This is a genomic window from Flavobacterium sp. TS_SC_5 (genome assembly GCF_056156265.1).
Window position 1 is genome coordinate 1848790 of sequence record NZ_CM149588.1, and the last position, 14709, is coordinate 1863498.

Below are 14709 nucleotides of genomic sequence, written 5' to 3' on the forward strand. Positions count from 1 at the left end.
AAACCATGAGTTATAAAAAAACGTTAACATTTGTTAACGTTTTTCATTATTAAATCCTCTTTTTAGATTTAAGACGACTAAGATGTATTGGAGAAATGCCTAAATAGGAAGCTATCATACGTTGAGAAACCCTTTGTTGAATGTTAGGAAAATTTGCATTGATAGTGTTATATTGCTGAAAAAGACTTAAAGTTTGTCTTTCGATAGTGTGATTCATAAACACCATAAAATAATGTTCAGCAACAAGTCTTCCAAATTTATTTCCTTCTCGTATGTTTTCATAGGCAAATTCAATTGTTTTCCTAGAAATTTCGATAACAACACAATTTTCAATACATTGAATGCTATAAGCTGAAGGCACTTTAGAAATAAAGGAAATAGGTTCGGTAATAAAAGTATTTTCTGCAGAAAAAAATTGAGTGAATTCAGAACTATCTGGTTGAAAATTTACCGCTCTTGCAAGTCCTTTATTTATAAAATAAAGGCTTTGACAAGTGTCACCTTCGTTTAATAAAATAGCGTTTTTTTTTAATTTATGTACAATTAAAAAGGCCATAAACTGTTTGTATTCTTCTTCTGAAAAATCAACCATTTGACACATATATTGCAATAATTGATCGAATTCTCCCATACCCACAAAATTATTTTTTAAAAAGGCAATATTAATTATTTAGTTTTCTTAAATATAATAAAATTGAAATACATAAAGCGTTAAAATAAAGCTTATTAATGGTTTCTTAATATTAGCGTTGGACCAAAAAATATATCATTACTATTATTTGTGTGATAATTAGGATGTTTGATTTTTATTGAAATAGGATATAAAAAATAGATATTGTCATTAGTCTATTCTTTTTCCCGGCATTACTATAAATTTTTTAATATAAAAGTTTTTTTTAAAAGTTTCTCTTCTTTTTTGCTTTTAATGGGGTAAAACTCAAAGGTGATTAATTTAGTAGATACTGAAAAAAATTTTTCTTTCAACCTTTTAAACAATTATAAAAATCTCTTAAATTACAAACTCTGATGAAAATCAATTTTTTAAATATTGACTTAATTTTTTATAAATTTCGAGAATAGAGAAGTACATATTACATTTTAAGAAGCGAGAAATGAATATAAATACGCAGTTGTTGAAAGCTCTAATTATCATTTTCACTTGTTGTAAAACAATTTTTCAAATAATTTACAGTAAACAAAGTGTTTTTGTAAGAATGATTAAAAACAACTAAAGCAAAATACGCATAAATTAGTTTGGGTTATAGTTCTTTAATTTGTCTAATTCATAGGTGATTAAGGAGCAAATTTACTTTGTAGGTAATTGTTGAGTTTTGTATGAAATGTTTAGTAGTTTAATTTATTGAAATAGGATAAAGTTTTTTAAGTCATTGGTTTCTTGCTTTTTGTAACAAAAATAGCTTTAATATTTCTAAACTTAATTGAAGATAAAAGCCTTGATAGACTATTAATAGCAAATATTATATGAATATGTTACACCAGATTTCTATGATATTTTAAAAACCCGTCTTGTTTCAATAAACAAGACGGGTTTTATATTTAAACTGGAATTAAATTTATTATTTCTGGGCTTTAATTTTTGCAATATATTCCGTTAACTTTTTTCCATAAAGTGATTTTGCTACTTTTGGAGACATTGATTTCTGAATGGTATCTAAATATTTTACATTGATATCGTAAATCTCAGATAGCGCAATAAAAGGCGATACTTCGTAATCTCTGTTGTTTAAGGCGAAATTTGTAGCGAATAAATACTTTCTTTTGATATTAGAATCCTGTTTTGCAGTCAGACTATCCACCGCTTTTGTGTTTTTGCTTTTAATGGCATTGAATTTTTTCTCAATCAGCGAAAGATTTTCATCTGTGAAACGGGAATTGATTTTTTTATATTCTTCATATATCTCCTGATTTTTTGATCCTGTGATTTTGGCATCAGACAAATAACGGTCTAAGCTAGTTTCAATTTTGATGTTGCCCGGTTCAGCAAAGAATGGAATATTATTGTCTAAAGAATTACTCACACCTCTGTCTAAAAACAAATAAAGCATTTCTGGAGATTGGAGGTCAAGATTGCTTTCGAAAACAGCGCTTCCATCAATATTTATGGTGTCGATGGCTACCAAACTTGTGTCAACAACTCTTTGAATGTAAAGAGTTCCTTTTTTTAATCCTTTAATATTTCCGGTAATGTGAACATTGCCTTTAGGTTCATTCTTGTTACAAGAGGCTATCAGGATAATTGTAGCGAATGCAATAATTGATTTTTTCATGTGAAGTTAAAATTTGTTTAGAATAGGGAATCGCCATTATTGTTCTACTCTTATTGGAACGATTGCGATTTAATTGGTGTTTTTATTTTGGCGCAAAATAAAGAAAATTGTTGGAATGATTTTGCTAACGCATTCAAATTTTACGAAAAAAAATCCCAATCTATTTCTAAATTGGGATTTCTTAAAATTATTTTTAAATTTAGGCTTTAAACCAAGCTTCTTTCAACGCTTTTTTTGTTGCATCTGTTGCTCTTAGCCCTTCTTTTTCTTCGTAAGGAAGTTGAACTTTTCCTTTGATTATTTGTTCTTTACCATCACGTTTTATTTTTACGGTAATAGCATCGTTCTCTTTCCAGCTCTGACTTTCAGTGATCATTTCATAGATATTGTCTAATGAATATGGTTTATCATTGATTGCAACTAGAATATCTTCACCTTTTAATTCCAAATTGGTATAAAAAACATTCAACTCCATATTAGGAATAACTAAAATTTCTTTGGTAGCTTGATTCACAGTGATGTATGGAGATTGTCCTTTCAGGAATACATTTCCAGGTACTTTTTCTGTTGATTTTGTAACTCCTACTTTAGCTAAATATGTTTCATACGGGATTGGAGTCGCGCCAGATACATAAATAGTCAAAAAAGCGCCTACTTCAGGATAGGTAAATGAAGTGATTTTAGCGAAAAGCTCATTATCATTAAATGGTTTTGAAGCGCCATATTCCTTAGATAATTTTTGCATCAAATCAAGAATTCCTCTTTCACCATTACTTTTCTCTCTGATGATGATGTCGAGACACATTCCAATAAGGGCTCCTTTTTCATACACATTCAAGTATTGTGCTTTGTATGGTTCTGTCAATACATTTGCGCTCATTGTGGTGAAGGGCATCGTGTCATTCAATTTTTTTGAGTTTTCAATCTTTTCGGACATTCTAGTGTAAAACTCCTCCTCGGTGATTAACCCTTGGTTTATTTGAAAAAGATTGGCAAAATATTCCGTCACCCCTTCATACATCCATAAATGTTCCGACATTTTAGGTGTATTGTAATCAAAATAATGAATCTCTTTAGAATGAATTGTTAAAGGAGTTACGATATGAAAAAATTCATGTGAAACCACATCTTTCATTGATTTAACCAATTCTGATTTAGGCATCATTTCCGGTAAAACCACTGTCGTAGCTGTAGGATGTTCCAATGCTCCAAACCCTTTTGCATCAGTAGGTGTCATGCTTGATAAATATAATAATACAGTGTATTTTTTAGTAGCATTGATTTTTCCTAAAAACGTTTTTTGAGCAATCATCATTGTTTTCATCTCCGGAGTAATGCTTTCGGCAGTTACTTTCCCAGTTGGAGAATAGACGCCAATCAGGATTTCCATACCATCTACAGTAAAAGTAGTATAGTCCGGTTTAGCGTACATAACTGGATTTTCGATTAATTCAGCATAGCGCTGCGTTTTAAAAACATCGTTGGTTGTACTTGCATCCAAATCAGTCATTGATGTTGCACCCCAAAGTGTTTCAGGATGTGAGACGTTTACGGTGTAGGCGAAATCTTTTTTGTCTTGAAAATAACCTACAAAACCATGCATGTTTAGCATGAAGTTTTTACCCGCATCAATATTGGTTCCCGCTGGAGAAAAAATATCGTTTTGACCAAAACCACCCCCTTTTTCAGTATCGAAAGTGTCGTTTACCCAATATGTAATTTTTACTAATGATTTTGCATTCTTAATATTCCAAGTGTTATCATCGGTTTTTGTGGTAGAAAGTACGTTTCCTTTGCTGTCAAATGCTTTGAAATCATCGATGTATTTCCCGTAATCATCAATAGAATACGTTCCAGGTACAATTTTAGGCACGCTATATGTAACTTCTTCGGTGTTGATCTTTGGCGAGGTAATGGTAACCATCACTCTGTCCTCTTTAATGTCATTTAAATTAATGGCAACTTCCACTTGTTCTTTTGCTACAGCGGTGACAGCTGAGGTCCCAGTTTTACAGCTCCAAAGAACTGAAGCAAATGCTAATGCAAAAATTATTCTTTTCATTTGTTGTTATTTTTTATCTGTTAGTCTTCCCAATTATAAAAATGTTACAGTTTACAATGATTTTACAAAGGCAGTTATTGTGCTTGTCAATTTTGGAACTATTGGTAAATCCGGATTAGTATAGGATTTCATGTTCTCAGCGTCATCACCTTTGATTTCTTTAAAGATATGATTCATATTTTCGATCAAAATGAGTTCAGCCTCTGGCTTAGCTTTTTTTAGCAGCTCCGCTTCCTGTACTGAAACTTGTATATCCTTGGTTCCGTTTATTATTACGATTGGCATTTGTAATTTTGCAATTTCAATTTGCGGATTGTATTTTATCCATGAAATCATGTAAGGCTGAATGCTTTCTCTAAAAAGGGAAGCTAACATCGAATTTTTTAATTCGAAAGTTTTTCCGCTCTTAAGGATATCAAGATTCTTTTGTGTTTCTTCTTTTAAAAACGGCGCCTGTTTTGAGATTTGTTCAACTAAAACGGCATCAATTGTTCTTCCGGCTCCTGCCAATGAAATGAAAGCATCTGCATTGCCATTTGCGGCTATCATTCCTATTAATGAACCTTCGCTGTGTCCGGCAATTATAATTTTGTTATACTTATTTTGATTTTTAAAAAATAACAAAACAGATGTCGCATCAGTAATGAAATCATCAAAAGTTAGCGTGGCCTCATTCACGGTTCGTGTTTTCATTTGTGAAATGATTCTTTTATCATAACTAAAAACGGCAATATCATTTTTTACTAATTCTTCAGGTAAATATTTTAAGGAATTATTGGTTAATCCTTTTTGATTTCCATTTCTATCCGTTGGACCTGAACCTGCAATAAGTAGCACAAGATTTGTCTTTTTATTTTGTTTTATTGGGGAATACAGCGAACCAGTTATCAATGGATTTATAGCGATTTCTTCTTCATTAAAAGAAGTAGTGGCTTTTTCTTGTTGAGAAAAACCGATTATAGAAAACAACAATAGTACTAGGAGGAGAGATTTTTTCATTTTATTTTGCATTTAGTTCTTGCATTGTCAATTCCGGATTTTCAACTTCAATAATGAGTTTTTTATAATAGTGGTCTCGTAGGGTGATTACAATGGCATTTTTTTTATTGGATACATCCCAAAAATTTCGTCCGTTTTTATAAAAAGTCCCCGCCGTAATCAAACCTGGAATTTCTGTTCCTGGCATTCTTAGACCTTTCCAGAATGTAATCTCAGATTCATCCTGATAGGCTTTTACTATATTTTCTCTAGGAATGGTTAGTTTGCTTTTAAGGCTCCACAGTTTGTGCCAACCCATTATTTCGAATACAAAACTACTTTTGTTAATGGTTATCTGTACCATGATATTTTATTTAAAAGTACTGTTTTAAAATTCATTCTTCATTAATTGGGATTATTGCAAACTTTGTAAAAGACCTCTTTTTTTGAATGATTTGATTATATTTTTTATTAATCTTCTTGTTCTTCATGCTCATCACTTATTTGCATTAATGACAGCGTTGCTTTCATGCTTCCTTTTTCGGATCCTTTTTCCCATTCATCTTTAGCTTTACTCTTGTTGCCCGTAATAAAGTAATAATATCCTAATAGTGTATGACCTTCATATTCTCCTAGTGCAATTATTTTTTCACCTAATTTTATCAGTTCATGGTTTGGTGTGACGGCATTTGTATTCATTTTTTCACCTTTGAGAATTGCTCCCATAAGAGTATTATCTTGGCTTAATTGTAGTCCAAAATAATCCATGCAAGCTCTACTCAATCCTTGTTCACAAAGGGATGCAATTTTTTTAGTATATTCCCCTTCGGCACTGTCTAGAAGTGCTTCTAGTGGGTTTCCATTTTTGGTAAGGATGTAATAATCGTGAAGTAATGAAGCTGTCTTTTTTGCTACTACTTCGTCTTTTCTTTGACTCTCTACTATCGAATCGTTCTTAATCCAAACACCATTAGTAACCCAATCAGATGTGCCAATTAATGAGTTTTCTGTGATTTTAAACTTAAAAATACTTTTGTCAGGAAATATAATTAGGGAATCTCCTTTTGTAAAATAATCTCCATTTCCCATACCCATAATGCTAGCTTTGCCATTGCCATCAAACTCAAAAAAAGAATACATAGTAGAGTCGGTTTGTGCTTTGTAGTGTCCGTGTAGTGCATTATCAGGTAGTTGGGCATGCGCAGTAAACGATAAAAAAAGATACGATAAAAACATCAAGTTACGTATTGCATGCGTAACAGATGGTGTCAAAACACGTTTACTATTTTCTATATTTTGTCTTTTTTTCAACATATATTTTTATTTCAAGTAAAATAAGTGGCTTTGCAAGGGGTTGACTGAACATTCAATTTTACGGTTACATTACGGTTTGTTACAGAACAAAAAAACTCCTTAGAAGGAGTTTACAAGTTAATCTAATTTGTTTTTTATATAATATTTGCCATCCAAATCTTCATCAAAATCATCAATTTTAACGGGTTTTGGTTTTGGTTTATTTGCAGTCGCTTTCTTTTTCCACATTTCAAATTTTTCTGCGGGCATCTTCTTCTTCATGATCTCAAGAATCTCTTTTTCTGCAAGACCAAATTCTTTTTTTATGATTTCAAAAGGATTTTTTTCTTCTAAAGCCATTGTAACAAGTTTTTCTGTTTGCTCCCAGTTCAATTCTTTTCGGTTACTCTTTTTCATCACGTGAAAATTAATTCAAATAAGTTGTTAATGATTAATAAATTACATTTCTAATTTGATACCAATATTAAGAAAAAAAATAATTAGATTTTCTCAAAAGGTCATTTTTTTTATGCTTTTCGCCTAATTTCTTTCAATGGTGGTTTTTGAAAGGGTATTTTTAATAAATTTTTTAATTCATTGTGGTCTTCCGGATCAGGGTAAGTGTCTATGCCATATATGATTTCTTCTTTCGGCAGCGTCATGAAAGTCCCGAAAAGTCGGTCCCAAATTGAAAATATATTTCCGTAATTACTATCCGTGTACGGCAAAACATGATGATGGTGTACTTTATGCATATCTGGAGAAACGATGAAATAACTCAAAACAGTATCCACTTTTTTCGGAAGTGAAATATTAGCATGATTGAATTGCGTTGCCACAACCGATAGGGTTTGGTACAGGAAAACCATCCACATGGGACTTCCAATAATTAAAACTCCGAAAGCAGTAAATGCAAACCGAATTACACTTTCACCCGGATGATGCCTGTTTGCTGTTGTGGTATCAATCCAGGTATCCGTATGATGTATCAAATGAAAACGCCATAAGAATTTGGTTTTATGTTCCACTAAATGCACCAGATACGCACCAATTAAATCCAATAAAAGTAATCCGATGAAAGCGTAAAACCACAATGACATTTTAGGCAGCCATTGTAAAATCCCAAAATTATTGGCAATAGTCCAATCGGCAGTTTTTAATAAAATAAATGCGAGACAAAAATTGACTACAATAGTAGTAAAGGTCATAAATATATTTATTCCCGCATGCTGCCATTTTTTGTAGGTAAAGTTGAAAAGCGGAAAAGCATTTTCAAGTAACCAAAAAAAAGTGATTCCACCCACCAGAATTAAGCTTCGGTGTGATGATGGAATTGTGGAAAAATAAGCAATAATATCATTCATAATGGGAATATTTATTTCAAATTTAATACATTTTTATAAAATATCTATTTGATAACGCGAAAAGTAAGGTTTATTCTTGGGTGAATGGGTTTTGCTGTTTTCGGGATTTGGTGTTTCCAGAAATGCTGCGTGGTTCCTTTCATCAGCAGCAAACTTCCATGTTGTAAAATGATACTTTTTTTTAGGTCTTTGTCCAAATTATGTTTCAATTGAAAAGTGCGCTCGGCGCCAAAACTCAACGAGGCAATCACAGGATTTGTTCCTAATTCTTTTTCGTTATCGGCGTGCCAGCCGTTGCTGTCTTTTCCATCGCGATACTGATTGAGTAATACGGTTGTAAAAATGGTATCCGAAACATTTTCGATTTTCGTTTTTAGCTTTTGCAAAAGCAAATTCCAAGGATGAGGTTGCATGGTTATATTCGAGTACGAATAGGGTTTTCCTTCGTTTCCAAACAAAGCCGTTAAGCGAGGTTGTGGATGAATTTTTCCATACACCCGAATTTCATCGTGTTGCCAAGGGATTTCTTTTGCTAATTCGGCAAAAATAATATCCGCTTGCTCTTTGTCATAAAACTGAGGGTAATAGATAATTTCAGCGTCTGGCAAATCAAGAAATAAGGGTTCTGATGTGGATTCGAAAAGTGATTTCACTGGATTATGTGTATTGGTACGCCCAGAAAATGAGAACTAATTGTAAAGGCATTCGCAAAAGCAAAACCCATTTTGGCAAACCCATTCTTGCTTTTTCATCAAAATACATGTATAAATGCGTCGGAAAAATGGCAATCAATAAAGCGATTACTCCCCACGCAGCGTAGCTAGAAAGCACCGGAATACACAATGATATCCCTAAAATTATCTCGGCTAAACCACTAATGTGATTTAATAATTTTGGATTCGGAAAATAAGGCGGAATGATTTTCAGGTATAATCTCGGGTTTTTGAAATGGTTTAATCCTGCAATAAAGTAAACAAAAGCCATCACATATAAATGCCAAGGTAAATTCATAATAAAGTTATTTATCACGAATTTATAAAATTTTTAATGAAATTAGCACAAATGTTTAAAATAGAAATTAAGTCTTGTTTCTTAAAGTTCACGTTCATTATCACAATTGCCAAGATGATTAAAACAATTCCAACCCATTGAAGCAGAATTACTTTTTCGCTTAAAAGAAAATACGCCATCAGTACCGATACGGGAAGTTCCAGTGCCGAAACGATGCTTCCCAGACCAATTCCGGTAAGTGGGAAACCTGCGTTGAATAATAAAGGAGGAATTATAGTTCCAAAAAGAGCCAGTATTATTCCCCATTTCATGAAAATCTCAAAATTGAAAGGAGTCGTTTGTGTCGCAATTGCAAATCCGGTTACGATTACTGCACCACCAAGGAGCATAAATAAACTGCGTTGCGCTGACGAAATATGTGTGGCTACTCGATTTGCGGTAAACATGGTTGTTGTAAAGGAAGTAGCAGCCAAAAGTCCTAAAACGATGCCGCGCCAGTCTAATTCTACTTTGCTTTGAATCAAATTTGTGGCAAGCGCCGTTCCAAATAATACGATGATTACCGATATTATTTTTTGAGTGGAAGGTCTTTTCTTTTCTAAAATCATTTCGAATAAAACGCCCATCCAAACGGTCTGCATCAATAAAACGATAGCAATCGAAACAGGAATGTATTTAACGGCCAAATAATAAAAGATACTCGTCATTCCCAGCGAAGTTCCCGCCAGCATTAGCTGCGTGATGTTTTTTTTGGATGCTTTTACAACGTTATTTCCTTTTTTAGCTTTTTGGAACATATTAATCAGCAGCATTCCCGTGATTCCATACACAAATTGTGCAATGGTAACTTCGGGTGTGGTGAAACCCTCTCCGTAGGCTATTTTTACAAAAGTAGCCAGCATTCCATAACTCGTTGCGCCAAGACCTACTAGGAAAACTCCTTTTAGAACATTATTCTTAATCATTTTTTCAATTTTAAAAAGCGGGCAAAGATAGGGTTTAGTTACTAGTTATGAGGTATAAATTGGTACTTAATATTTGAGACTGTTATTCTCTTTTGATTTCGCTTCGCAGTGAGGTGGTTAAAGTATGAACTAAGGTGTTTTAGATGAATGTAGGTTTCATTTCGCTTCTTTCTCGACTAAATCACTCAAATGCAATCGCAATGCATTTACCGAAATACTGATTTCCCAAAACGATAATCCCAATGAAATTAATAATCCTAATAAACTCAGACCAAAAAGATATATTCCGGCTGTTTGCTGTTCCAAGAACAATAACAGCATGGCAAAAACAGATAAAAACAGACTTAAAACGCCCGCCATTTGCATGTTGCGAATCAAAGTCAATCGTAAGTTAAGGTTGTTGATTTCCAATAAAATCACATCACTTTGTTTTTCCTTGTAGGTTTTTTTTAAACCTCTGACGATTGTGGCAATCGTTAAAAACCGGTTGGTATACGCCAATAAAATCAGCGACGTTGCGCCAAAAAGTAATGCAGGAGTTTCTATTTGTAAAATCATTTTTGATTTAGTTTTGGAATTGCAGTTGAAAATGAGTTGCAAAGTTCGTTATTCTGTGCTAAAATCGATCTTTTAGTCTTGTGAAATATAACAATTTTCCAAAATCAGTTCATTTTTTGGTAACATTTAGAATTATAGTGCTACTAAAGGAGTAACACAAATAGAAACGATGAAAAAGAATTATTTTTTAAGTATGTTTTTTTTAGGAGCAATATTCACACTCTCAGCCCAAGAAGAGCCCAAAAAGGCTGTAGAATTGAATGAAGTTGCGATTGTAAAAACTAAGAAAGCAATTGAACAAAAAGCGGACAGAACCATATTTGATTTTTCCGGGCAGCCTAGTTTGAATTCAGGATCCGTGCTAGAAGGTATAAAAAAACTGCCGGGACTTATCGCTTCAGATGTTGCCGGGATGATGTATCAGGGCAAACAGTTGGATGTTTTTATGGACGGAAGACCGCTTAATATTACCTCAAATGAGTTAAATTCTTTTCTGGAAGGAATGCCTGCGAACGCCATCGAAAAAATTGAAATCATCACCCAACCGGGAGCCGAGTTTCCCGCTACTTCAGGTGGTGCGATTATGAATATCATCACGAATAAAAACGCTAAAAATTATTTAAGCGCTACCTATACCAACAGTACTAATTTTACGAGTTACGACCACTTGAGATGGAGAATCAATAATAGTTTGTTATTGAATGCCAAGAATAAATATTTTGGTTGGCAATTGAATGTTGGACAAAATTATAGAGAATCTGCGGTGTGGACTTCACTTACAAAAAATGAAAATAATACGACTTCGCTACTTTCCACTACTGAGGCGGATCGCTTCGGGCGTACTAATTTTGTAAAATCTGCCCTGACGTTTGATATTGGCAACGACCGATTGTTGTTTAATTACGATGTAAACTACAGCAACAATAATAGCAATACGTTAGGAAATGGTCCCGGCTTTAGTACTAATGATGACTCTTTTACAGATGCTTTACGTCAGGATTTTGTAGTTACTTTCCAAAAAAAGTTTGAGGATAAATCCAAAAAATTAGATTTTAGATTCAATTATAACAGCAACCAAAATGATTTCACACTGAATTCTAGAACTAATAATGCTACACTATTAGATAATGCTTCGACGCAGGAATTGTATAATGCTAAATTTGATTATTCGCAACCTATTGCATTTTCGGAAGAAGGGAAAATAAGCTTTGGTGGCTTGTATGAAGCGCTTCTTTTTGAAACCCAAAACATGGAAATTGTCAATTTGGATTATCAGCGAAAAACGGCAGCTGCTTATGGAGAGTTGCAAACTAAATTTGATAAGTTCAATTTTATTGTGGGCGGTAGAGCAGAAGATTACAATATTACCGGAAAAACCAACACCGCTGATTTAATTCCGTTCAAGCAGTTCCGTTTTTTTCCAAATGTCAGTGCTCAATATAATTTCAGTAATTCGGTTTATTTTAATGTGAATTACAACAAGAAAATAAGTTTGCCAAGCACTTCTGCTTTAAATCCAAACAACACCAATTATCAGAATCCAAATATAGATTACTCGGGAAATCCGAATTTGCAGCCTACTATTTTTGACAATTATGAAGCAAAACTGAGTGCTTTTGATTATGCTTTTATCGGATATAATGTAAGTTCTGCGGAAAATCAGGTAATCAACAGAGTATTACTAACAGATGATGTTGTTGTAAATACAAATATAAACGTCCCGCAAATCAAAATTCACAACTTTAATGTGGGATTGCCAATTCCGTATATGTTGTTTACAGAAGGCCTTAAAGAAACCATGAAAATGAATATTAATCCGGATAAAATGAATTTTTTATATGTGTATACCGCGTATCAGTTTCATCAGATTCCCGAAATTAATACTAATGGTTTCTGGATGTTTAATTTGATGTCTCAAATTGTGTTGCCAAAAGACATCAAGTTTGTAGCTAACTTTAATTACATCATGTCGAAGGGGAATTATTTTTATTTCATTGCGGAGAAACCTTTTAATAATACGCTTGATCTGACATTTTCTAAAAAGTTTTTTAAGGACCAATTGTCCGTTTCCATAAGTGCGGATGATATCTTTAATTCCAACCGATTTGTGTTTAGTTCTGTTGGTACGCCTTTGTTATTAGCAAACAAAAACGATACACGCCGTTTTGGGTTCAGTGTAAATTACAAAATCCCGACTAAAAACAAATTGGCAAAAGAAGACCCTAATTTATTAAATAAAGAGAAAAAAGAAGAAGGAAATATCTTGAATCAATAACGGTACAATTTTATTTCTTTAATTTTAAACACAAAGACCTGCAAGTTTACGCTTGCAGGTTTTTTATGGTTTAAAATTTTATCAAATGATCTGGAAACTTCTCTTTACGAAAGCCGCCAATATTTCTACTTTTTATCAGTTCTGATAAGTTCTTGCTAAGTGTACTGTATCAACTACTTTTCTGTTTGATGTATAAAGCAAGCCAAATCATTCGGAAAAAGACATATTTAGGCTATATTTATCTATTGAAATTAAAATTATGATACAAAAATTAAGACAGCGGGTAAAGAGTATGTTAGAACATCAGATCAAACATATGGGTACCTTTACCAGTGGTATTTATGCGTTTATTATTGGTTCTGTTTTATTGGCGATTGACTATTATGTGGATTTTGGAATGAGATTCAATATCAATGAAATGGATATTTACAACCGGCTGATTCCGGTTTCTACTATTCTAATCTCCATTCTTATTGGAATTTCATTAACTACTTTCTCTGTTATTTTTGTTGTGATGCAGTTGGCATCCTCTCAGTTTTCACCCCGAATTTTGAGACATTTTTTGTCAAATAACATCAAGATGCAACAATTTATCGGATTGTTTGTGGGTACCATTTCGTTGTGTGTATTACCGCAATTAGCTTCTGTTTTTTACCAAACTTCTTTTCTTTTAACACTTACTACAGGCTCTCTGCTTGCTTTTTATTGTCTGGTATGGTCTTATCCTAATATGATTAGCTATTTAAGTATAAACATGAATGTTTCCAGTATTACAAATGGAATCAAAACGGAAATGGTTGAAGAAATCAATGATTTGTATCAGGAAAATTGGAGTTTAGGAAAGAACCTTCTTTACAAACGTTCCAAAATTAACCCGGATAAATTTCAAGTAAAAATCGTAAGTCCATTTGAAACCGGTTATTTAGATAGCGTGAATTATAAAAAACTGGAAAAAATAACGGAATATATCAGTAGCTCTGATGTGGGCGTATTTTTTGAAGACGCTTATCAAAAACCAATTGTTGGTGAATTTATTATGAAAAATACCACTACACTTATCGTATTGGTTTTTAGCGAGGAACTCCAAATGAATCAGGTACTTCGTTTGCAGAAAGAAGTAGGAACGATTGTCAGCACTACTTTTAAAGTTAAATTGTTCAGAAGCCATACGCAAGATGTGAATTTTGGTGTCAGAAAACTGGTAGATATTGCCATAAAAGCCATCTCTCCTGCGGTAAATGACCCAACAACTTGTTTGAATTGTATTGATCAAATAGGGGAAATAGCAAAAGAATTAGCCATACGAGAATTTCCCTCAACAGATTCTAGGACTTTAGGGTCCAAAAAAATACAAGTTAATGAATTTAATTTTGAGGAATTTATTGACTTTTGCTACGATCAGATTTTTCAGTGGGGAAAAGAAGATCCAACCGTTGTAAAAAGAATTATCAGATCAATCAGGGTTATTTTACCATTAGTTGAAAACCCTTTCAATTTGAAAATTTTAATCCAGCAAGTTGAAGAAATGGATTTACTTGAAATTTATAATTTGTCACAATACAAAAAAGGGAAGCTAAAAATATCAAAAGAAAAATTAATAATTGTAGAGAGAGAATTATCTCGATTTAGACAAGAAGCTAAGTTGCAAATTAAAGCTTTGGAATTAAAAGGAGTTTTAGATCATTACGAAACGAATCATTGTTCGGATAATTCAGAAATTACAACCGCTGAAATTGAGGGGATTAAATATCTAAAAGCCTACAAAGTGAATGCCGATACTATTTATAAAGATGGAAATGAATTAACGTAGAAAGTTTGGATGAAGAAAGCTGCTATCAATCAGCGAGATTGGTGCCTGTTTTATGGTCTTAACAAGATCGCGGTAGTCAAAATCGATTTTGAGACAGAAATGTAA

14 protein-coding genes are annotated in these 14709 nt (G+C 33.0%); 2 read left to right on the forward strand and 12 right to left on the reverse strand.

Annotated features, from left to right (window positions below; all coding sequences use genetic code 11):
- Positions 1–49: 49 nt before the first annotated feature.
- The 12 genes from AC0J6S_RS08145 to AC0J6S_RS08200 all read right to left on the reverse strand — a co-directional run bounded on the left by AC0J6S_RS08145 (position 50) and on the right by AC0J6S_RS08200 (position 10519).
- The gene (locus AC0J6S_RS08145; RefSeq protein ID WP_474956341.1) at positions 50–631 is read right to left on the reverse strand and encodes a Crp/Fnr family transcriptional regulator; all 582 of its coding nucleotides are present in this window, start codon (positions 629–631) and stop codon (positions 50–52) included.
- 946 nt (positions 632–1577) lie between these two features.
- Positions 1578–2288 carry a DUF4369 domain-containing protein gene (locus tag AC0J6S_RS08150; protein ID WP_474956234.1) on the reverse strand — a complete coding sequence of 237 codons (711 nt, stop codon included), beginning with the start codon at positions 2286–2288 and terminating at the stop codon, positions 1578–1580.
- Between the two features lie 199 nt (positions 2289–2487).
- Positions 2488–4350 (reverse strand): M61 family metallopeptidase, encoded by a 1863-nt coding sequence (locus AC0J6S_RS08155; protein ID WP_474956235.1) that lies wholly within the window; start codon positions 4348–4350, stop codon positions 2488–2490.
- Between the two features lie 51 nt (positions 4351–4401).
- A complete protein-coding gene (locus AC0J6S_RS08160; protein ID WP_474956236.1) occupies positions 4402–5349 on the reverse strand; it encodes an alpha/beta hydrolase in 948 nt (315 codons plus the stop codon).
- 1 nt (position 5350) lies between these two features.
- Positions 5351–5692 carry a hypothetical protein gene (locus AC0J6S_RS08165; protein WP_474956237.1) on the reverse strand — a complete coding sequence of 114 codons (342 nt, stop codon included), beginning with the start codon at positions 5690–5692 and terminating at the stop codon, positions 5351–5353.
- A 107-nt stretch (positions 5693–5799) separates the two neighbouring features.
- Positions 5800–6642: a hypothetical protein gene (locus AC0J6S_RS08170; protein ID WP_474956238.1), complete on the reverse strand. Its 843-nt coding sequence runs from the start codon at positions 6640–6642 to the stop codon at positions 5800–5802.
- Between the two features lie 117 nt (positions 6643–6759).
- On the reverse strand, positions 6760–7038 hold the full coding sequence (locus AC0J6S_RS08175) for a DUF2805 domain-containing protein (protein WP_066081282.1): 279 nt from the start codon (positions 7036–7038) through the stop codon (positions 6760–6762).
- 110 nt (positions 7039–7148) lie between these two features.
- Positions 7149–7985: a sterol desaturase family protein gene (locus AC0J6S_RS08180; protein WP_474956239.1), complete on the reverse strand. Its 837-nt coding sequence runs from the start codon at positions 7983–7985 to the stop codon at positions 7149–7151.
- A gap of 44 nt (positions 7986–8029) precedes the next feature.
- Positions 8030–8638, reverse strand: a complete 609-nt coding sequence (locus AC0J6S_RS08185; RefSeq protein ID WP_474956240.1) for an alpha-ketoglutarate-dependent dioxygenase AlkB family protein — start codon at positions 8636–8638, stop codon at positions 8030–8032.
- A 4-nt stretch (positions 8639–8642) separates the two neighbouring features.
- The gene (locus AC0J6S_RS08190; RefSeq protein ID WP_474956241.1) at positions 8643–8996 is read right to left on the reverse strand and encodes a DoxX family protein; all 354 of its coding nucleotides are present in this window, start codon (positions 8994–8996) and stop codon (positions 8643–8645) included.
- 14 nt (positions 8997–9010) lie between these two features.
- The gene (locus AC0J6S_RS08195) at positions 9011–9961 is read right to left on the reverse strand and encodes an EamA family transporter (protein ID WP_474956242.1); all 951 of its coding nucleotides are present in this window, start codon (positions 9959–9961) and stop codon (positions 9011–9013) included.
- Positions 9962–10117: 156 nt separating this feature from the next.
- The gene (locus AC0J6S_RS08200; RefSeq protein WP_474956243.1) at positions 10118–10519 is read right to left on the reverse strand and encodes a DUF2721 domain-containing protein; all 402 of its coding nucleotides are present in this window, start codon (positions 10517–10519) and stop codon (positions 10118–10120) included.
- A gap of 169 nt (positions 10520–10688) precedes the next feature.
- Here AC0J6S_RS08200 and AC0J6S_RS08205 point away from each other — a divergent pair, with 169 nt between their 5' ends.
- Both AC0J6S_RS08205 and AC0J6S_RS08210 read left to right on the forward strand, forming a co-directional pair.
- Complete coding sequence (locus AC0J6S_RS08205; protein WP_474956244.1) at positions 10689–12794, forward strand: TonB-dependent receptor domain-containing protein; 2106 nt, start codon at positions 10689–10691, stop codon at positions 12792–12794.
- Positions 12795–13053: 259 nt separating this feature from the next.
- Complete coding sequence (locus tag AC0J6S_RS08210; protein WP_474956245.1) at positions 13054–14604, forward strand: DUF2254 family protein; 1551 nt, start codon at positions 13054–13056, stop codon at positions 14602–14604.
- The last annotated feature ends 105 nt before the right edge of the window (positions 14605–14709 follow it).

What these genes read in the sequence shown, in the direction of transcription:
- AC0J6S_RS08145 (WP_474956341.1), bottom strand. Translation starts at nt 631, where the DNA reads ATGGGAGAATTCGATCAATTATTGCAATATATGTGTCAAATGGTTGAT.
- AC0J6S_RS08150 (WP_474956234.1), bottom strand. Translation starts at nt 2,288, where the DNA reads ATGAAAAAATCAATTATTGCATTCGCTACAATTATCCTGATAGCCTCT.
- AC0J6S_RS08155 (WP_474956235.1), bottom strand. Translation starts at nt 4,350, where the DNA reads ATGAAAAGAATAATTTTTGCATTAGCATTTGCTTCAGTTCTTTGGAGC.
- AC0J6S_RS08160 (WP_474956236.1), bottom strand. Translation starts at nt 5,349, where the DNA reads ATGAAAAAATCTCTCCTCCTAGTACTATTGTTGTTTTCTATAATCGGT.
- AC0J6S_RS08165 (WP_474956237.1), bottom strand. Translation starts at nt 5,692, where the DNA reads ATGGTACAGATAACCATTAACAAAAGTAGTTTTGTATTCGAAATAATG.
- AC0J6S_RS08170 (WP_474956238.1), bottom strand. Translation starts at nt 6,642, where the DNA reads ATGTTGAAAAAAAGACAAAATATAGAAAATAGTAAACGTGTTTTGACA.
- AC0J6S_RS08175 (WP_066081282.1), bottom strand. Translation starts at nt 7,038, where the DNA reads ATGAAAAAGAGTAACCGAAAAGAATTGAACTGGGAGCAAACAGAAAAA.
- AC0J6S_RS08180 (WP_474956239.1), bottom strand. Translation starts at nt 7,985, where the DNA reads ATGAATGATATTATTGCTTATTTTTCCACAATTCCATCATCACACCGA.
- AC0J6S_RS08190 (WP_474956241.1), bottom strand. Translation starts at nt 8,996, where the DNA reads ATGAATTTACCTTGGCATTTATATGTGATGGCTTTTGTTTACTTTATT.
- AC0J6S_RS08195 (WP_474956242.1), bottom strand. Translation starts at nt 9,961, where the DNA reads ATGATTAAGAATAATGTTCTAAAAGGAGTTTTCCTAGTAGGTCTTGGC.
- AC0J6S_RS08200 (WP_474956243.1), bottom strand. Translation starts at nt 10,519, where the DNA reads ATGATTTTACAAATAGAAACTCCTGCATTACTTTTTGGCGCAACGTCG.
- AC0J6S_RS08205 (WP_474956244.1), top strand. Translation starts at nt 10,689, where the DNA reads ATGAAAAAGAATTATTTTTTAAGTATGTTTTTTTTAGGAGCAATATTC.
- AC0J6S_RS08210 (WP_474956245.1), top strand. Translation starts at nt 13,054, where the DNA reads ATGATACAAAAATTAAGACAGCGGGTAAAGAGTATGTTAGAACATCAG.